Genomic DNA, 18895 nt, shown 5'->3' on the forward strand with positions numbered 1-18895 from the left:
CCTGAAGAGCGCCATGGCTTTCGGTGCTTTTCAAGCACCGAACTGTGCTGTACAGGAATTCAAATCGATTTAATTCGAGACCGTCATTGGTCGGCGTGACGCCGGGAGATCTTGCGATGGCCAATCCAAAATGCGTGGCGCTGATTGCCCACGACCTGAAGAAAGACGACATGGCCGCATTTGCAAAGGCCAACGAAGCCGTGCTTGCCGGCTGGAAGGTCGTCGCGACCGGTACGACCGGCGGCCGGGTACAGGAAGCCTGTCCAAGCCTCGACGTCATCCGGCTGAAAAGCGGCCCGCTCGGCGGCGACCAGCAGATCGGCGCCATGATCGCCACCGGTGACGTGCACATGCTGATCTTCTTCATCGATCCCTTGAGCGCCATGCCGCATGACGTCGACGTCAAGGCGCTGACGCGGCTCGCCACCGTCTACGACATTCCGATGGCGCTGAACCGGGCGACGGCGGAACAGTTGATCGACTTCAATCATCCCTGATACAGCTCTCGCCGAGCCCTCAGTCCGCACGATCACAACGGAACATTTCATGCCCACAGACACCGAAAGCGGCCTTACCTTTCCGATCCTCATCGGCGATATCGGGGGCACCAACGCCCGGTTCGCGCTGCTGCTCGATGCCTTCGCCGAGCCGAAGATCTTTCCGATCATTCCGACAACCAGCTATGCCAGCATCGAGGAAGCGCTGCAGACGAGCATTCTCGACAAGACCTCGGTGCAGCCGCGCTCTGCCATCATCGCGGTGGCCGGGCCGGTCCAGGGTGACGATATCCCGCTCACCAATGCCGGCTGGATCATCCGGCCAAAGGACATGCTGACGGCGCTGTCGCTGGAAGACGTGATCATCATCAACGATTTCGAGGCCCAGGCGCTCGCCATCGCCTCCATCGGCGACGAAGGCCGCGAGCAGATCGGCCCCGGCGCCATTCTCGAATCCGCTTCGTGCGCCGTGCTTGGGCCGGGAACGGGCCTTGGGGTTGCCGGCCTTGTCCATGCCCAGCACACCTGGTTTCCGGTTCCCGGCGAAGGCGGGCATATCGATGTCGGGCCGCGCACCGAGCGCGATTATCAGATCTGGCCGTTTCTCGAGCCGATCGAGGGACGCATTTCGGCGGAGCAGCTGCTGTGCGGCCGCGGTATCGTGAACATCTACCGCGCCGTCTGTTTTTCGAAAGCCCAGGATCCGCATCTGGCCGATCCGGCCGCGGTGACGACGCATGCGCTTGCCGGCAGTGATGCCGCGGCGATCGAAGCCGTCTCGCTGTTTTCCACCTATCTCGGCCGCGTCGCCGGCGACATGGCGATGATCTTCATGGCACGCGGCGGCGTGTTCCTTGCCGGCGGCATCTCGCAAAAGATCCTGCCGGCGCTGAAGAAGCCCGAGTTCCGCCAGGCCTTCGAGGACAAGGCGCCGCATTCGGCGCTGCTGAAAACCATCCCGACTTTCGTCGTCACCCATCCAACGGCGGCCCTTTCCGGGCTTGCCGCCTATTCGCGCACGCCGTCGCGCTTCGGTGTGGCAACCGAGGGACGGCGCTGGAGAACTTGAGCGGCGAATTGCGCGGCAGACTCGCCAAAGAGGGATCAAGAGACTATAGAGCCCGAAAGAATGGGCGTCTTCCAGAAGGCGCCGGGCTTTAAGGAAACCAGCTTGAAACAAGCCAAGACAAAGCTGCCTGCCGTCGATCGCGAGACAATTACCAGCGTGCTCAAGCGGGTCATCGCCGAAAACGGACGCGCCCACCTGCGTGGCTATATCTTCGCGATCGCCTGCCTCGTCGTCGTTGCCGGCACCACGGCCTTTACCGCCTGGATCATGGAATCGGTGGTCAACGAAGCCTTTGCCAACAAGCGGGCCGACATCGTCGTCTATATCTGCGGCGCGATCTTTGCCGCTTTCGTGCTGCGCGGTTTTGCCACCTACGGTCAGGCCGTGGCGCTGTCCAAGATCGGCAACAACATCGTCGCCAGCTATCAGCGCCGGCTCTATTCGCACCTGATGGCGCTGAGCGTCGGCTATTTCAGCGAATCCCGGTCTGCCCGCATCTCCGCCCAGATCAGCCAGAACGTTTCAGGCATCCGCGATGTGCTGAACATGACCGTAACCTCGCTGGCCCGTGACTTCCTGACCCTCATCGCACTGATCGGCGTGATGATCGGCAAGGACTGGCTGCTGACCGTGATCGTCTTCGTCATCGCGCCGCCGCTCCTGATCGGCCTTCGCTATATTTCGCGCCGGCTGAGGCAGGCGACGCGCGAATCGGTCGAGATCAACAGTCACGTGCTCGGCGCCATGCAGGAAACCATCCAGGGCATCACCATCGTCAAGGCGTTCACGATGGAAAAGCAGCTGAAGACCAAGGTCGAGACGATCATCGACCGGGCCGAAAACCGGGCCAACCGCATTGCCCGCCTGAGTGAACGCACCGCGCCGATGACGGAAACCTTCGCCGGTTTCGCGATTTCCAGCGTGCTGGCCTATGCCGCCTTCCGGTCGATTTACGGCGACGTGCAGCCGGGTGCCTTTTTCGCCTTCGTGACGGCACTGCTGATGGCCTATGATCCGGCCCGGCGTCTTGCCAGGCTGCAGGTTTCGCTGGAGCGCGCCGTGGTCAATGCACGGATGATCTACGAAATCCTCGATACCGTGCCGCATCAGCGGGACCTGCCGGACGCCCGCGATCTGGCGCCGGGGCCAGCCGCAATCGAATTCAGGAACGTGCGCTTCAGCTATGCGCAGGGCGACGATATTCTCAAGGGTGTCAGCTTTACCGCCGAAGGCGGCAAGACGACCGCGCTGGTCGGCCCCTCGGGCGCCGGAAAATCGACGGTCATCAGCCTCATTCCGCGGTTCTACGATCCCTCCAGCGGCGAGATCCTGATCGACGGGCAGGATATCGCCCACGTGACCAAGCAATCGCTTCGCAACGGGCTCGCCTATGTTTCGCAGCAGCCCTATCTCTTCGAAGGCTCGATCCGCGACAATATCCGCTATGGCCGCCCGGAGGCGACGGACGCGGAAGTCGAGGAAGCCGCACGGCTTGCCTATGCCCATGACTTCATCCTGATGCAGCCGCAGGGATACGACACGTCGGTCGGCGAAAACGGCGTGACCCTGTCGGGCGGCCAGCGCCAGCGGCTGTCGATTGCCCGCGCGCTGGTGCGCAATGCCCCTATCCTGCTTCTCGACGAAGCTACATCTGCACTGGATACCGAATCGGAAGCAGCCGTGCAGAAGGCGCTTGACCATGCCATGAGCGGCCGCACCGTGGTGGTCATCGCCCATCGCCTGTCGACCGTCGTCAATGCCGACAAGATCATCGTCATGAAAGACGGGCTGGTGGTCGAGGAAGGTACGCATGAGGCGCTTGCGCAGCGCAGTGACGGCCTTTACGCTCGCCTGCACAATCTGCAGGGCAATGCGGCATCGCAACCGATCGCGGATGCCGAAACTTTGATTTGAGGGAAATGAGGCAGGCATGAGCGGGACGGATATGAAACTCGTGGTGGTGGGCGCCGCAGGCCGGATGGGCCAGACGCTGATCCGCACCATCCATGCCATGCCGGGCGCGACCGTCTTTGCCGCCGTTGAGCGTTCCGGCTCGGCCTTTGTCGGCCGCGATGCCGGCGAGATTGCCGGTCTCGGACCGACCGGCGTTGCGATCACCGACAAGCCGCTCGAAGCCTTTGTCGAGGCCGAAGGCGTGCTCGACTTCACCTCGCCTGCCGCATCCGTCGAGTTTTCCGGGCTCGCGGCGCAGGCCCGCATCGTCCATGTGATCGGCACCACCGGCTGCTCGGCGGACGACGAAACGAAATTCAAGGCCGCCGCCCGCCACGCCCGGATCGTCAAATCCGGCAATATGAGCCTCGGCGTCAATCTGCTCGGCGTGCTGACAGAGCAGGCGGCACGGGCACTCGGCCCGGAAAGCTGGGATATCGAAATCCTCGAAATGCACCACAAGCACAAGGTGGATGCCCCTTCCGGTACGGCGCTTCTTCTGGGAGAGGCTGCTGCCAAGGGCCGGGATATCGGTCTTGCCGAGCATTCCGTGCGGGTGCGCGACGGCCATACCGGCGCACGCGTCGCCGGTACGATCGGCTTTGCCACATTGCGCGGTGGATCGGTGATCGGCGAGCACTCCGTCATCCTTGCCGGCGAAGGCGAACAGGTGACGCTGTCCCACTCGGCCACCGACCGTACGATCTTTGCGCGCGGCGCCGTCACCGCGGCGCTCTGGGCGCGCAGCCAGAAACCCGGCTTCTATTCCATGCTCGACGTGCTCGGGCTGTCCTGATCCCTAAAACTCCCCGGAGGAATTTCTATGAGCGGCACCCTCGTCCTTGTGCGTCACGGCCAGAGCGACTGGAACCTGAAGAACCTGTTTACCGGCTGGAAGGACCCTGACCTGACGGCACTCGGCATCGAGGAAGCCAATGCCGGCGGCAAGGCTCTGGCCGATTACGGCATCAAATTCGACGTCGCCTTTACATCGGTGCTGACGCGCGCGCAGCACACGCTGAAGCTCATCCTCGACAATGTCGGCCAGCCCGATCTGGAAACGATCAAGGACCAGGCGCTGAACGAGCGCGACTACGGCGATCTTTCCGGCCTCAACAAGGACGATGCCCGCGCCAAATGGGGCGAGGAGCAGGTGCATATCTGGCGCCGTTCCTACGACGTCCCGCCGCCGGGCGGCGAAAGCCTGAAGGATACCGGCGCCCGCGTCTGGCCCTATTACATGACGGATATCCTGCCGCGCGTGCTGGCGGGCCAGAAGGTGCTGGTCGCAGCCCACGGCAACTCGCTGCGCTCACTGCTGATGGTTCTCGATCGTCTCGACCGCGAACAGATCCTCTCGGTCAACCTCGCGACCGGCGTGCCGATGGTCTACAAACTGAAGGCCGACTCCACCGTCGCGTCCAAGGAAGTGCTCGGCGACATGTCCGGCGCGCACTGAGCGCATTTTCTTCTATCGAAGGTGATTTGGGCCGCATCCGCGGTCCTTTTTGCGTCAGACCTTGCCCGCTTCCCAGCCGAGCATTGCCCGCTTGCGGGTGAGCCCCCAGTGGTATCCTGTCAATGCGCCGCTCTTGCCGAGCGCCCGGTGACAGGGCACGACGAACGAGATCGGATTGCGGCCGACGGCCGCACCGACGGCGCGGGAGGCGGTCGGCTGGCCGATATCACCGGCGATATCGGAATAGGTGACGGCCTTGCCCATCGGGATTTTCAGCAGTGATTCCCAGACGCGGATCTGGAAATCGGAGCCAATCAGCACCACGCGGAGCGGCTCCTCGCTGCGCCATTCCCTGGCATCGAAGATGCGGGCGGCATAACCGGCCGTCGCCGCGCTATCCTCGACATACTGCGCGTTTGGCCAGCGGCTGGCCATATCCTCGAAACTGGCCTTTTCGCCGCCGGCATCGTTGAAGGCAAGGCCGGCAAGACCGCGATCGGTGATCATGACCAGCGCCACGCCGAACGGGCATGGATGGAAACCATAACGGATGGTCAGCCCGCCGCCGCGCAACTTCCATTCGCCCGGCGACATCGCCTCATGGGTGACGAACAGGTCATGCAAGCGCGAGGGACCGGACAGGCCAAGCTCGAAACTGGTTTCGAGCAGCGGCAACTCCTCCTGGCGCAGCAGGCGCTTGGCATGATCGAGCGTCACCGCCTGAAGGAACGCCTTCGGCGACAGGCCCGCCCAACGCGTAAACGTCTTCTGCAGCTGTGTCGGCGACTGGCCGAGTTCACCGGCGATAGTCTCCAGCGAGGGCTGATCGCGATAATTCTCGGTCAACAGCTCGACGACACGGCTGACGGTTTCATAATCGCTGCCCTGCGGCGTGATATCGGCCGGAATGGAAGTGGTGATATTCATCATCGTCTCTCCTTGCGGCAGAGATAATCACTGGAGCGCGGGCTTCGCCACCCGATTCTTGCCCTATCGGCGTTTCACCGTTGCCAAGGCGCCGGAAAAGGCGGCGGCGAAGGTTTCGCGGTCGTCGCGGTTGAGGAAGGAACCGATATCGGTCGCCCGCCGCCGGTCGCTGATCTGCATGGAGACGATGCCGATCTCCTCGTGGCGGGAAATATTGAACCGCGCCCAGAAGGGGTTGAAACGATGCTCGGTCATCCGGCCGGCCGGCGTGAACTTGCGCACGGAAACGCCGGTGCGCGAGACGCTGACCTCCTCGCGAGCCCGGGCGGAGCGGTAGTTCAGCCAGAAGGCGCCAAACAGCAGCAGGAAATCCAGCCCGAAGAAAAAGACGATCGGCCAGGCGCCGATGACGACAAAGACGAAGATATGGACGAGGCTCATCAGGCCGGCGATCAGCAGGAAGATCTTGAAGCCCCTGACACCAAGCGAACGGTACGGCGTCAGCTCGGCTGCGAAAACCGGCTGCTCTTCTCTCGATATCTCGGCGTTGCCATCGTTCATGACGATTGACTATAGATGCATCATGAAAAACGTGAAGCCAGAATCATCGATCAAGCCGGCGAAAGCGAAAACCGCGACAACCGGCCGCGCCGGAACCCGACCGAAGACCGCCTATAGCAAGGCTGAAATCGAGGAAATTTTCCGGCGTTTCTCGATCCAGCGGCCCGAACCGAAAGGCGAGCTGGAGCATGTCAATCCATTCACGCTGGTGGTGGCCGTGGCGCTTTCGGCGCAGGCGACGGATGTCGGGGTCAACAAGGCGACGCGGGCGCTGTTTGCCATTGCCGACACGCCGGAAAAGATGGTGGATCTGGGCGAGGAGCGGGTTCGCGAGTATATCAAGACGATCGGGCTCTACCGCAACAAGGCCAAGAACGTCATTGCGCTCAGTGAAAAACTGATCGCCGATTTCGGCAGCGAGGTGCCGAGGACACGCGAGGAACTGATCACTCTGCCGGGCGTCGGGCGCAAGACCGCCAATGTGGTGTTGTCGATGGCTTTCGGGCACGCGACCATGGCGGTCGACACACACATCTTCCGCATCGCCAACCGGCTCTGTCTGGCGCCGGGGAAAACCCCGGACGAGGTCGAGGACCAGTTGATGCGGATCATTCCGGATCAATATCTCTACCATGCGCATCACTGGCTGATCCTGCATGGGCGCTATTGCTGCAAGGCGCGCAAGCCGGAATGCCAACACTGCGTTATCGCCGATATCTGCAAGGCGGCCGAAAAGACCAGCGAGATGCCGGCACCGCTGGTTGAACTGCCGGCGCAGATCATCTGACGAATATGCCGTCGATCAGCGTGGCGATCGCCTTCTCATAGTCCTGGCGGCTGGCCCCGGCCTCGATTGCCAGCGCTGCCCGGTCGAAAGACGCGGACAGAAGCTCCGTGAAGGCGTCGAGCAGATCCGCGGACTTGCCGCTTGCCGCAAACAGGTCGGCCAGCCCCGCCTTCAGGCGACTTTCCGAATGTTCGGCATCGAGCACTTGCAGACGATGCGCCCCAAGAATGGCGGGGCCGTCGAGCAGCAGCAACCGTGTGCGCCCTGGCACCGCCATGGCATCGAAATAGGCCCGCGTACCGGCGAGAATGGCTTGGCGTGCATCCTTCGATACGGCGGCGGTCTCGATCTCCTGACCCACCTGCCGCGCTTCTTCTGCGACGATGGCGGCAAAAAGCGCCCTCTTGTCCTCGAAGTGATGATAGAGAGCGCCGCGCGTTACACCGGCGGCACTGACGATCTCCGGGGTTGCCGTCTCCGCATATCCGTTTTCGACGAAAAGCGCCCGTGCAGCGGCCATCAACGCAAGGCGCATGCTTTCGGTTCGTTCCTTGTTGCTGCGTCGCATTTCTCACCTTTACATACAATCTGTATGCATGTAATTACAAAAACATGCAGACTGTATGTCAATTTCGAGAGGAGGAAAAGGCATGAAAATCACCAGCTATTATCCCGTCATCATGACTGGGGATGTCCAGGGCACGGCCGATTTCTATATCCGGCATTTCGGCTTTAAGCCGCTGTTTTCCGCCGACTGGTATGTGCACCTGCAATCGCCGGAGAACGAGCACGTCACGCTGGCCATTCTCGACGGCAGCCACGAGACGATCCCCGAAAGCGGCCGCGGTACCGTCTCCGGGCTTCTGCTCAATTTCGAGGTTGAGGACCCGGATGCGCTCTACGCGCAGTTCCGCGCTGCCGGCCTGCCGATCCTGAAGGCGATCTGCGACGAGGATTTCGGCCAGCGGCATTTCATCTCCGCCGATCCGAACGGCGTGCTGATCGACGTGATCAAGCCGATCCCGCCAACGGCGGAATTCGCCGCGCAATACGATGCGTCCGCCCTGCGCGTCTGATCGCGCTCAGCCTGCAACCGGCTTGCGCTCCGTCAACGAATAGAGGAGGCCGCAAGCCGGCAGCGCAAGGCCGAACATGGACGCTGCCCACCAGCCGCCCTCCGCATAGAGCCAGCCGCCAAGCGCCGAACCGATGGCACCGCCGGCAAAGAAGGTCGCCATGTAAAGCCCGTTCAGACGGCTGCGGTATTCGGCGCCGAGCACGAAGATGGCGCGCTGGCCAAGCACCAGATTGGTGGTCACGCCGAAATCGAGCAGGACCGCGGCAAAGGTAAGAAGGCCGAGCGCCAGCAGCGATCCGGTGGGCGCGACATGGGTGATGAGGAAGGCAACCGCGACGGAGATCATCGCAAGCCGGGTCGCCAGATAGCTCCAGCCTTTATCGGCCAAGCGGCCTCCGATCGGGGCGGCGATGGCGCCGGCGGCACCGGCCAGCGCGAACAGCGCGATCTGCCCCTGCGACAGGCCGAACTCCGGCCCCGAGAGCAAAAGCGGCGTCGTGGTCCAGAACAGGCTGAAGGCGGCAAACATGCAGGCCTGATAGAGCGAGCGGCGGCGCAGGATCGGCGTCGTCACCACCAGACGGCCCATCGAGGCCAGCAGCCTGCCGTAGCTCAACCCGGTTTGGGGAATACGCGGCGGCAGGGCGCGGGCAAGAACCATAGCCAGGATGACGAGGACCACGGCCGAGATGAAAAACACCATATGCCAGGGCAGGAATTCGGCAATGAAGCTGGAGGCAGGCCGCGCCAGCATGATGCCGACCATCAACCCGCTCATGACATTGCCGACAGCCCGGCCGCGATGCGCTTCCGGCGCCATATGCGCCGCATAGGGCACGATGATCTGGATGGCGACGGAGCCGAGCCCGATGAAAAACGCCGAGGCCAGAAACGGCAGAGGCGTCGAGGCAAGGCCAGCACCGACCACGGCGATGGTTCCCAACCCCATGACCGAAAGGATCAGCTTGCGGTTCTCGAAGAGATCGCCCAGCGGCACGATGAACAGCAGGCCGAGGCCGTAGCCGATCTGCGTCAGTGTCACGATCAGGCCGGCCGCCCCCGGAGACAGGCCGAGCGACGTGCTGATCGGGCCGATCAGCGGCTGCGCGTAATAGAGATTGGCGGCAATCAGGCCGCAGGCGGCGGCCAGCAGCAAGGTCATCGCCGATGACATCGGCTTGGGTTCGAACGTCATTTCGCCCGGTGCTGTGATACTGGTCACGCTCGTCTCCAACGGTATTTTCAAGGGTGCAGGGCTCAATCGAGCAGCTTCATCGCCACATCGGCGACCGCGATCATCTGTGTGCGGCTTCGGCCGGTTTTGCCAACGACGCGCATACCCTGCAGCAGGCACAACAGGGCGCGGGCGGTGTCTGAGGCATCGATGCCGGCGGAGATCGACCCGTCTGCCTGACCGAGCAGGATGCAATCTTTCATCACGGCCTCGTTTGCCGCGTGGGCGGCGGTCACGCGCTCCGCCACCACGGGATCGGCGGCGGCCAGTTCCGTGGCGGTCGCAACGACGAGACAACCACGCTGCCCGAGCGCGCCGTGAGCGGCCTCGGCATAGAACGTCAGGGCGGCCCTGATCTTGTCCCGCCCGAGCGGAAAGGGTTCGATCGCCGTCCTGAGCTTCGTGCTGCGCACGACCCGGTAACGGGCGAAGGCGGCGAGCAATATGCCACGCTTGTCCGCGAAGGCCTTGTAGATGCTGCCGGGCGTCAGCTGCATTGCTTCGGCAAGATCGCCGATCGATGCGCCGTGATAACCCTGCGCGCTGAAGACGTCGATGGCCCGGTCCAGCACCATATCGGCATCGAATGCGCGCGGGCGGCCGCGCATGCGCGGTTCCGGGGAAAGATGGTTCTCGATTTCCATGAGCTTGATATAGGAAATGATCGTTTCCTATATCAAGTAAAATCTGCGTGTCACCGTTCTTTTCCGCCTCCCTCTTCCAAAGTCCCGGAAATCCGCTATTACCGGACACCGGCTGACACAAACATTCCAGGCGGTTCCGGATGACAAAATTCGACGTGCTCACGATCGGCAATGCGATTGTGGATATCATCGCGCGCTGCGACGACGCCTTTCTCGTTCACAACGGCATCATCAAGAGCGCGATGAACCTGATCGACGCCGACAGGGCGGAATTGCTCTATTCGCGCATGGGACCGGCCCTGGAGGCTTCCGGCGGCAGTGCCGGCAATACCGCTGCGGGCGTTGCCAGCCTCGGCGGCAAGGCCGCCTATTTCGGCAAGGTCGCCAATGATCAGCTCGGCGAGATCTTTACCCACGACATCCGGGCACAGGGCGTGCATTTCGAGACGAAGCCGCTGGAAACCTATCCGCCGACGGCCCGCTCGATGATCTTCGTCACCGAGGATGGCGAGCGCTCGATGAACACCTATCTCGGCGCCTGCGTCGAGCTTGGCCCGGAGGATGTCGAGCCGGCTGTCGTCGCCGATGCGGCCGTCACCTATTTCGAAGGCTATCTGTGGGATCCGCCGCTTGCCAAGGACGCGATCCGCGAATGTGCCCGCATCGCCCACGAGAATGGCCGCGAAGTGGCCATGACCCTCTCCGACAGCTTCTGCGTCCATCGCTACCGGGCGGAATTCCTCGACCTGATGCGCTCGGGCACCGTCGATATCGTCTTCGCCAACCGGGCCGAGGCCCTGGCGCTGTACGAGACGGACGATTTCGAGCAGGCGCTGTCGATGATCGCCAAGGATTGCAAGCTGGCCGCCGTGACACTGAGCGAAGAAGGCTCGATCGTCGTCAGGGGACAGGAGCGGGTCAAGGTCGAGGCGACGCAGGTCAACCGTGTCGTCGATACGACCGGGGCCGGCGATCTCTATGCCGCCGGTTTCCTGCATGGTTATACGACGGGCAGGACGCTTGCCGATTGCGGCAGGCTGGGAAGCCTGGCGGCCGGCATCGTTATCGAACAGGTTGGCCCGCGCCCGATGATCTCGCTATCGGCGGCGGCAAGGGAAGCCGGGCTTCTCTGAGCCCCGGCTTGCGGGAAAACCCTATTTGAAGGCTTCGCCGGGATAGGCACCCCAGATTTCGACCTGCGAAATCCAGCCGTCCGTGCCCTGGGCGTTGGCGCGGCACCATTCGCCATTGCATTCGCCGACATGCACGACGACGCCCGGTTCGATCCGCGCGATGATGGCGCCGCCCGACTGCGGATCGCGGCGCATGTTGACGAAGACGCCCTCGCCCTTGCCGCGCATCCACGGTGCGGCCACCGCCGTGCGTTCACCCGAGAGCAGCGCCTGATTGACCCAGCCTTCGGTGCCGTCGGCATCGCGGATCTTGCGCCAGTTGTCATATTCCTGGGTGACCTCGACCGGGACGCCTGCCCTCAGATAGCGCCAGGCAACCGCATAATCGACGCTCGGGCCGACGCGCAGGTTGACGCTCTTGGATTTGAGGCTGACGAAGCGTGGCAATGGCAGCCCGCTTGCCCCCTTGGCTGCCTGGGCATAGACAGGCGCCGCGTCGAGCACGGCAAGAGACAGGGCGGCTGCGGCAACGAAAGCGAGCCTGGAAAGGAACTGACGCATGACGAAATCCGTTTTCCAAAAAGATTCAGAAGCTTGCAGTCAAATTTCTGGCCGGCCCTGCCGAAGACAGGCAAATCGTCAGGGAACCTCCAGAGTTTTGTTTGTCTTCCACACCGGGTCTGGTAGAAAATGAACTGCAGGGAGAACGATCACTCATCTTGGTTAAGAACCCGTCAACAAGGCTCAGCAAGCAGCGATGACACACAAGAAAAAGCCCAAGGTCTATATCACCCGCAAACTGCCCGATGTCGTCGAGACGCGCATGCGGGAGCTGTTCGATGCCGAACTGAACATCGACGACACGCCGCGCAGCCAACCGGAGCTGGTGGCCGCGGTCAAGCGGGCGGACGTGCTCGTTCCGACGCTGACCGACCGGATCGACGCGGCGCTGATCGAACAGGCCGGACCGCAGCTGAAATTGATCGCAAGCTTTTCAAACGGTGTCGATCATATCGACATCGACGCGGCCGCGCGGCGCGGCATCACCGTCACCAACACGCCGAACGTGCTGACGGAAGATACGGCCGACATGACGCTTGCGCTCATTCTGGCCGTGCCCCGCCGCCTGACCGAAGGCGCGCGAATCCTCACCGACAGGAAAGAGGAATGGGCCGGCTGGTCGCCGACCTGGATGCTCGGGCGGCGGATTTCCGGCAAGCGCATCGGCATTGTCGGCATGGGCCGGATCGGCACCGCCGTTGCCCGCCGCGCCAAGGCCTTCGGGCTTTCGATCCACTATCACAACCGCAAGCGCGTCAGCGCCGAGACCGAGGAAAAGCTGGAGGCGACCTATTGGGACAGCCTCGACCAGATGCTCGCCCGCGTCGATATCGTTTCGGTCAACTGCCCGTCGACACCCGCTACCTATCATCTGCTCTCGGCACGGCGGCTCGCGCTGATGCAGCCGACCAGCTACATCGTCAACACGGCACGCGGCGGCATCGTCGATGAGGCGGCGCTGATCAAATGTTTGCGCGAAGGCAAGATCGCCGGCGCCGGGCTCGACGTGTTCGAAAACGAACCGGCGGTGAACCCGAAGCTCGTCAAGCTTGCCAGCGAGGGCAAGGTCGTGCTGTTGCCGCATATGAGCTCGGCGACGCTCGAGGGCCGTATCGACATGGGCGACAAGGTGGTGATCAACATCCGCACCTTCTTCGACGGACACCGCCCGCCGGACCGCGTGCTGCCCGGCAGGGCCTGATCCTCAAAGCATCTTGCGCATCTCGATATAGGTCGGACGCGAGAAGCCGGGATGGGCCGCCTGCGCGGTCCTGACAAACCCCCATCGCGCAAAGACGCGGTGGTTTTCCGCAAGCTCGATCCGCGTTTCGAGACGAAGGCTGGAGAAGCCGCATTCGACGGCATGGTCCTCAGCCGCCTGCAGCAATATACGCCCAACACCCTTGCCTTGTGCCTCCGGAGCGACGGCAAGCTTGCCTATGTACAGACAATCGGGCGGCTCGGGCTTGCAGAAAACGCAGCCGAGCAATCGCCCGCTATCGACCGCCGCATAGGACTTCTCCGCCCTGGCCTTCTCCTGCAGGGACTGACGCGTCAGCCGCAGGGCCGACGATGGCGGATCGATGCGCGGGTGCATATAGGCGAATGAGGCAAGGATGAGAGCCAGAAGCGCATCCCAATCCGCAAACGCGTCATCGATCGGCAGGAGGTTCATCGAACTTTCCGGCTGTATTTGATGGTCTCGAACCGTGCCGCCAGCCCATCATACATCAGGAGACGGCCGATCAGCGGCTCTCCTGCCCCGGTGATGATCTTGATGACCTCCATAGCCTGCAATGTACCAAGCACGCCCGTGAGCGCGCCGACGATACCGGCCTCGGCGCAGGAAGGAACGACGCCGGGCGGCGGCGGTGCCGGAAAGAGATCGCGATAGCCGGGGTTCAGACTCCCGTTCGCAGCCACCTTCCACGGCTGGAGAACCGTGAGCGAGCCATCGAAGCGGCCAACGGCGGCGGTCACCAGCGTGATCTCCAGCCGCTCCGCCGTATCGGCGGCCAGATAGCGGGTTTCGAAATTATCCGAACCGTCGACGATAATGCCGTAGCCGTGAAAGAGTGCCTCGGCATTGGCCGCGTTCAGCCGCTCGATATGGCGGATCACCTCGACATGCGGATTGATACGTTGAATGGCATCGATGGCGCTGTCGGCCTTGGCGCGGCCGATATCCGGCGTGCCATGGATGATCTGCCGCTGCAGGTTCGACAGGGAGACCGTGTCGTCATCGACGATGCCGAGCGTGCCGACACCGGCGGCGGCGAGATATTGCAGCACCGGCGCACCGAGGCCGCCGGCACCGATGACCAGAACACGGGCTGCCTTCAGCGCCTGCTGCCCGGCCCCGCCGATCTCGGGCAGGATGATGTGGCGGGCGTAGCGCTGCACTTCTTCGGGGTTCAGAGGTTGTTTGCTCATGATGGGACTGTCACCCGGAAACGGTGCCGTTGGCAACGGTGAGATAGCGTGCCCGATCGCCAAGGGCTGAGAACATCGACCGGTCCGTACCGGTCATGAAGGCCTGACCGCCGAGATCATCGACCAGATCGAAAAGCGCGGCACGGCGCCCTTCATCGAGATGGGCGGCGATTTCATCAAGGAGAAGGACCGGCGCATGGCCGGTCATGTTGCCGACGAGACGGGCATGGGCAAGGACGAGGCCGACAAGCAGCGCCTTCTGCTCGCCGGTCGAGCAGCGCGCGGCTTCCATGTTCTTGGCGCGGTGGCGGATCAGGAGATCGCTGCGGTGGGGGCCGTCAAGCGTGCGGCCGGCAGCCGCGTCGCGGTAACGGCCGTTCTTCATCATATCCAGATACTGTTCTTCCAGATCGAACGCCGGGCGGTGCCACTCGCCGTCGAGAAATCCCGACAGGGCCAGATCGGCGGCCGGAAAGACGCCACCTTCGTGGTTCTTCTCCACCAGACCGGCCAGAAGACCGAGCATTTCCTGCCGGGCCAGCGCCATGGAGATACCGAGTTCGGCCATCTGACGCTCCAGCCCGGTCAGCCAGACCGGGTCCGCCCGTCCTTCGGATAGAAGCTTGTTACGGCTGCGCATGGCACGCTCGTAATCGGTGGCGCGCCGGCCATGCTCGGGGTCGAGCGACAGGACCAGCCGGTCGAGAAAGCGGCGGCGGTCGCCCGAGCCGCCCGTGAACAGCCCATCCATGGCCGGTGTCAGCCACAGCACGCGCAGATGATCAAGCAGTTCGTCCACCGTCTTTGCCGTCGTGCCGTTGAGGCGCAGCCGGCGCGTCTGGCCTTCTTCCGCTCCGGCCGTGCCCGTGCCGATTTCGACCGGACCATCCATGCCCTCCAATTCCGCAAACACGGAAAATCCGGTTTCGGCGCCGACGCGCGCCACATCGGCATAGGCAGCCCGGCGCAGACCGCGCCCGGGAGACAGGAAGGAGACAGCCTCCATCAGGTTGGTCTTGCCCGCGCCGTTCTCGCCGGTCAGCACCACATGGCGGTCATCGAGATCGAGCGACAGTCCCGCATAGTTGCGGAAATCACTGAGCTTCAGACGGGAAAGGGAAACCTTGTGCGGCATGGGAAATCCGGTTGCGTTGGGGTGAGAGCTAAGCCCAGAGGACGCCGATGGCAAGACGGAACATCGGTCCACATCAATCAGGAGGCAGCGGATACGCACATCACCGAACTGTGACAGAAAATTTGCCGCAGCGCACACATGTCCGGTTGCGCAGGCATGAATACTAAAATAAGATTGCTTATCTTATGCATGCTAATCATATGGCACTCATTCCATGAACCTCGCCCCCAATCTGGGCTTTTTGCTTCACGACGTCGCCCGGCTGCTGCGCAAGCGCTTCGAGCAACGCGCAAAGCATATGGGCCTGACGCGCTCGCAGTGGCAGACGATTGCCTATCTCTCCCGCAACGAAGGCATTCACCAGAGCGGCCTTGCCGAGTTGCTTGAAATAGAGCCGATCACCTTGATGCGGGTTCTCGACAAGCTGGTCGAGCGTGGTTTCATCGAGCGCAAGCGGCATGAAACAGACCGCCGTATTGCCCTTTTGTACACGACGGAAAGCGCCCGTGCCCTGCTGTCCGACATGCGCGCCATCGGCGACGTAACGCGCGGCGAAGCACTTGACGGCATTCCGGACGACGACCGCGAAAAGCTCGTCGCCATTCTCGACCTGATGAAATCCAACCTCCTGCAGGCCTGCCGCGCGCCGGCCGACAAAGAAACGCACCATGGCTGACACATCCTCCCTTCGCGTACCCGCCAATGCCAATATCACTGCCCTGGAGACATCCGAGGGCGCGACGGCCGAAGCAAAGATCGCGGCGCCGCCTTCGACCGAAGCGGCCCCCGTTGCCACAGCCGGCACGGCCCGCCGCCGCAGCCTTACCCGGCCGATCCTGTTCGCGCTGCTGCCCGCCGCGCTGATTGCCGGCGGCTATTTTTATGTGACCGGCGGCCAGATCATGGAAACGGACAACGCCTATCTCCAGGCCGACATGGTCGGCGTCTCGACCGATGTTGCCGGCATCGTCGCCTCCGTCAATGTGCACGAAAACGAAGAGGTCAAGGCCGGCCAGGTGCTGTTCCAGCTGAAGCCGGATTCCTTCCGCATCGCGCTGGACGGTGCAGAAGCCAAGATGGCGGCGGCACGCAACCAGCTCTTGAACCTCAAGGCAAGCTATACGCAGACGCTGGCACAGATCGCCCAGGTCGAAGCCGACATCCCCTACTACCAGACGGTCTTCGACCGGCAGCAGACGCTGATTTCGAATGCCGCCGCCTCGCATGCGGCCTATGACGATGCCAAGCACAATCTGGAAGCGGCAAGACAGAAGGTTACCGTCGCCAAGGCGCAGGCCGAAGCGACGCTGGCACAGCTTGGCGGCGATGCCGCCCAGCCGATCGAAAACAACCCGGTCTATCTGGAAGCCAAATCGGCGGTGGACAATGCCCAGCGCGAACTCGACGATACGACCGTGCGCGCGCCGTTCGACGGTGTCGTCACCAATGTCAACGCGCTGCAGCCCGGCAGCTATCTCGAGGCCGCGCAGCAGGCCTTCTCGCTGGTCTCCACCAGCAATATGTGGATATCGGCCAATCCGAAGGAAACCGAGCTTACCTATGTGAAACCCGGCCAGCCGGTGACGATCACCGTCGATACCTATCCGGGCGTCGAGTGGAAGGGCAAGGTCGCCAGCGTCAGCCCGGCGTCCGGCGCCAGCTTCGCGCTGCTTCCGGCGCAGAACACATCCGGCAACTGGGTCAAGGTCGTACAGCGCATTCCGATGCGCGTGACGATCGACGATACCGCCGGCAAGCCGCCGCTTCGCGTCGGCATGAGCACGCTTGTCGCGGTCGATACCGGTCACGCCCGCGGCCTGCCGGAATCCATCGAGAAACTTTTCGGCCGTTCGACCGCGAACGCCCACGAGTAACACGCCATGAGCAGCATCCCATCCGCGGCAACGACCCCGGTCGCCAATCGCGGCGCCATCACGGCCTGCATCATCCTGGCCGTGATCATGCAGGCGCTGGACACGACGATCGCCAATGTGGCGCTGCCCTATATCCAGGGCAGCGTGGCGGCGAGCGCCGACCAGATCAACTGGGTGCTGACTTCCTATATCGTCGCGGCGGCGATCATGACACCGCCGTCCGGGTTTCTGGCGGCGAAATTCGGCCGCAAGCGCGTTCTCCTGGTGGCGATCGTCGGCTTCGTCGCGGCCTCGGTTCTGTGTGGCCTGGCGCAATCGCTGCCGCAGATCGTCGGTTTCCGGCTGCTGCAGGGTCTTTTCGGCGCAGCGCTCGTTCCCCTGTCCCAAGGCATCCTGCTCGACATCTATTCGACCGAGGAGCGCGGGTCGGCGATGGCGCTGTTCGGCGTCTCGGTCATGGTCGGCCCGGTGCTCGGGCCTGTCATCGGCGGCTGGCTGACGGAAAACATCAGCTGGCGCTGGGTGTTCTATATCAACGTGCCGATCGGCGCCCTTGCCTTCGCCGGCATCAGCATCTTCGTCAAGGAAACCAGGCTGGATACCCAGGCAAAGCTCGACTGGTTCGGTTTCGGCATGCTCAGCCTCGGCATCGCCTCGCTGCAGCTGTTTCTCGATCGCGGCGGCCAGTTGGACTGGTTTTCATCCGGCGAGATCCTCGTCGAGGCCATCGTCTGCGCCAGCGCCTTCTACCTTCTGGTGATCCACACGCTGACGGCCGAGAAATCCTTCATCAATCCGCGCCTGTTCCTCGACCAGAATTTCGCCGTCAGCATGCTGTTCATCTTCGTCGTCGGCGTCACCTATCTGGCCTCGCTGGCGCTGATGACGCCCTACCTGCAGTCGCTGATGGGCTATCCGGTCGTCACCGCCGGCATCGTCATGGGGCCGCGCGGACTGGGCACGATGGTCTGCATGTTCGTCGTCGGCCGCCTGATCGGCAAGGTCGACACCCGCATCCTGCTGTTCGCCGGTCTCGCCATCACCGCCTGGGCGATGTACGACATGATCGGCTGGACGCCGGACGTTTCGCAGTGGACCATCATCTCCGTCGGCTTCATACAGGGCGCCGGGCTCGGCTTCCTGTTCGTGCCGCTGACGACGATCGCCTTTGCCACCCTGCCCGCCGAGATGCGCGGCGACGGCACCGGCCTTTACAATCTCTCGCGCAATATCGGCTCCAGCGTCGGCATCGCCGTCGTCTCGGCCCTGCTGATCGAGAACACGCAGATCAACCACGCTTCGATCGCAGCCTATGTGACGCCGTTCAACCACGCCTTTCAGGCGCCGGCAGCGGCAGGGCTCGATCCGATGACGGCCGTGGGCCGCGCCTCGCTCGACAGTATCGTCACACTGCAGGCGACGATCATTGCCTATATGGATGATTTCAAGCTCCTGATGATCATGTCGCTCGCCGTCATGCCGCTGGTCTTCCTACTGCGCAAGCCAAAGGCGCCGCCGGCGGTCGATCACAGCGTTGCGATGGAATAGGC

Annotated in this window: 21 protein-coding genes; 12 read left to right on the forward strand and 9 right to left on the reverse strand. The window is 62.9% G+C overall.

Annotation, left to right across the window (positions count from 1 at the left end; translation table 11 throughout):
- Positions 1-116 precede the first annotated feature (116 nt).
- The 5 genes from ADU59_RS05190 to ADU59_RS05210 all read left to right on the forward strand — a co-directional run bounded on the left by ADU59_RS05190 (position 117) and on the right by ADU59_RS05210 (position 4978).
- Positions 117-497, forward strand: a complete 381-nt coding sequence (locus tag ADU59_RS05190) for a methylglyoxal synthase (protein WP_068952293.1) — start codon at positions 117-119, stop codon at positions 495-497.
- 49 nt (positions 498-546) lie between these two features.
- Positions 547-1566 (forward strand): glucokinase, encoded by a 1020-nt coding sequence (locus ADU59_RS05195; protein ID WP_068952295.1) that lies wholly within the window; start codon positions 547-549, stop codon positions 1564-1566.
- Between the two features lie 102 nt (positions 1567-1668).
- Positions 1669-3480, forward strand: a complete 1812-nt coding sequence (locus tag ADU59_RS05200; RefSeq protein WP_068952624.1) for an ABC transporter ATP-binding protein — start codon at positions 1669-1671, stop codon at positions 3478-3480.
- A gap of 16 nt (positions 3481-3496) precedes the next feature.
- Entirely contained in the window at positions 3497-4315 is an 819-nt protein-coding gene (gene dapB, locus ADU59_RS05205; protein WP_068952297.1) for a 4-hydroxy-tetrahydrodipicolinate reductase, read from the forward strand.
- A gap of 27 nt (positions 4316-4342) precedes the next feature.
- The gene (locus ADU59_RS05210) at positions 4343-4978 is read left to right on the forward strand and encodes a 2,3-bisphosphoglycerate-dependent phosphoglycerate mutase (RefSeq protein ID WP_068952299.1); all 636 of its coding nucleotides are present in this window, start codon (positions 4343-4345) and stop codon (positions 4976-4978) included.
- A 54-nt stretch (positions 4979-5032) separates the two neighbouring features.
- Here the strand turns inward: ADU59_RS05210 and ADU59_RS05215 are convergent, their stop codons facing one another.
- Together ADU59_RS05215 and ADU59_RS05220 are read right to left on the reverse strand one after the other, a co-directional pair.
- The gene (locus ADU59_RS05215; RefSeq protein ID WP_068952626.1) at positions 5033-5905 is read right to left on the reverse strand and encodes a methylated-DNA--[protein]-cysteine S-methyltransferase; all 873 of its coding nucleotides are present in this window, start codon (positions 5903-5905) and stop codon (positions 5033-5035) included.
- A gap of 63 nt (positions 5906-5968) precedes the next feature.
- Entirely contained in the window at positions 5969-6466 is a 498-nt protein-coding gene (locus ADU59_RS05220) for a DUF2244 domain-containing protein (RefSeq protein WP_068952301.1), read from the reverse strand.
- A 22-nt stretch (positions 6467-6488) separates the two neighbouring features.
- Between ADU59_RS05220 and nth the strand changes: the two genes are divergently transcribed.
- Complete coding sequence (gene nth, locus ADU59_RS05225; RefSeq protein WP_068952303.1) at positions 6489-7253, forward strand: endonuclease III; 765 nt, start codon at positions 6489-6491, stop codon at positions 7251-7253.
- On the opposite strand, the gene ADU59_RS05230 is transcribed toward nth, so the two are convergent.
- Entirely contained in the window at positions 7246-7821 is a 576-nt protein-coding gene (locus ADU59_RS05230; protein ID WP_068952305.1) for a TetR/AcrR family transcriptional regulator, read from the reverse strand. The two genes, nth and ADU59_RS05230, sit on opposite strands and share 8 nt — an antisense overlap.
- Before the next feature lie 82 nt (positions 7822-7903).
- Here ADU59_RS05230 and ADU59_RS05235 point away from each other — a divergent pair, with 82 nt between their 5' ends.
- On the forward strand, positions 7904-8329 hold the full coding sequence (locus tag ADU59_RS05235) for a VOC family protein (RefSeq protein WP_068952307.1): 426 nt from the start codon (positions 7904-7906) through the stop codon (positions 8327-8329).
- Between the two features lie 6 nt (positions 8330-8335).
- Here the strand turns inward: ADU59_RS05235 and ADU59_RS05240 are convergent, their stop codons facing one another.
- On the reverse strand, positions 8336-9526 hold the full coding sequence (locus ADU59_RS05240) for an MFS transporter (protein ID WP_068952628.1): 1191 nt from the start codon (positions 9524-9526) through the stop codon (positions 8336-8338).
- Positions 9527-9588: 62 nt separating this feature from the next.
- A complete protein-coding gene (locus ADU59_RS05245; RefSeq protein ID WP_244506340.1) occupies positions 9589-10173 on the reverse strand; it encodes a TetR/AcrR family transcriptional regulator in 585 nt (194 codons plus the stop codon).
- Between the two features lie 176 nt (positions 10174-10349).
- Between ADU59_RS05245 and ADU59_RS05250 the strand changes: the two genes are divergently transcribed.
- Positions 10350-11342 carry an adenosine kinase gene (locus tag ADU59_RS05250; protein WP_068952311.1) on the forward strand — a complete coding sequence of 331 codons (993 nt, stop codon included), beginning with the start codon at positions 10350-10352 and terminating at the stop codon, positions 11340-11342.
- A gap of 21 nt (positions 11343-11363) precedes the next feature.
- Here the strand turns inward: ADU59_RS05250 and ADU59_RS05255 are convergent, their stop codons facing one another.
- Complete coding sequence (locus tag ADU59_RS05255) at positions 11364-11903, reverse strand: SH3 domain-containing protein (RefSeq protein WP_068952313.1); 540 nt, start codon at positions 11901-11903, stop codon at positions 11364-11366.
- A 196-nt stretch (positions 11904-12099) separates the two neighbouring features.
- Here ADU59_RS05255 and ADU59_RS05260 point away from each other — a divergent pair, with 196 nt between their 5' ends.
- Positions 12100-13104, forward strand: a complete 1005-nt coding sequence (locus tag ADU59_RS05260) for a 2-hydroxyacid dehydrogenase (protein ID WP_068952315.1) — start codon at positions 12100-12102, stop codon at positions 13102-13104.
- A 3-nt stretch (positions 13105-13107) separates the two neighbouring features.
- Here ADU59_RS05260 and ADU59_RS05265 read toward each other — a convergent pair whose 3' ends face one another.
- Genes ADU59_RS05265 through recF form a run of 3 tightly spaced genes read right to left on the reverse strand, consistent with a single transcriptional unit; the run spans position 13108 to position 15471 of the window.
- Complete coding sequence (locus tag ADU59_RS05265) at positions 13108-13578, reverse strand: GNAT family N-acetyltransferase (RefSeq protein WP_068952317.1); 471 nt, start codon at positions 13576-13578, stop codon at positions 13108-13110.
- Positions 13575-14336, reverse strand: coding sequence for a molybdopterin-synthase adenylyltransferase MoeB (gene moeB / locus ADU59_RS05270; protein WP_068952319.1), 762 nt, complete (start codon positions 14334-14336; stop codon positions 13575-13577). The genes ADU59_RS05265 and moeB overlap by 4 nt, the downstream gene beginning before the upstream one ends.
- Before the next feature lie 10 nt (positions 14337-14346).
- Complete coding sequence (gene recF, locus ADU59_RS05275; RefSeq protein ID WP_068952321.1) at positions 14347-15471, reverse strand: DNA replication/repair protein RecF; 1125 nt, start codon at positions 15469-15471, stop codon at positions 14347-14349.
- A gap of 214 nt (positions 15472-15685) precedes the next feature.
- On the opposite strand from recF, the gene ADU59_RS05280 reads away from it, so the two are divergent.
- From ADU59_RS05280 to ADU59_RS05290, 3 genes are read left to right on the forward strand one after another with little or no spacing between them, the layout of a single operon-like run.
- Complete coding sequence (locus ADU59_RS05280; RefSeq protein WP_068952323.1) at positions 15686-16147, forward strand: MarR family winged helix-turn-helix transcriptional regulator; 462 nt, start codon at positions 15686-15688, stop codon at positions 16145-16147.
- Positions 16140-17345, forward strand: a complete 1206-nt coding sequence (locus ADU59_RS05285) for an HlyD family secretion protein (protein ID WP_068952325.1) — start codon at positions 16140-16142, stop codon at positions 17343-17345. The genes ADU59_RS05280 and ADU59_RS05285 overlap by 8 nt, the downstream gene beginning before the upstream one ends.
- A gap of 6 nt (positions 17346-17351) precedes the next feature.
- Positions 17352-18893, forward strand: coding sequence for a DHA2 family efflux MFS transporter permease subunit (locus ADU59_RS05290; RefSeq protein ID WP_068952327.1), 1542 nt, complete (start codon positions 17352-17354; stop codon positions 18891-18893).
- Positions 18894-18895: the final 2 nt, after the last annotated feature.

It is taken from the genome of Pararhizobium polonicum (genome assembly GCF_001687365.1).
GTDB classification, from domain to species: Bacteria; Pseudomonadota; Alphaproteobacteria; order Rhizobiales; family Rhizobiaceae; genus Pararhizobium; species Pararhizobium polonicum.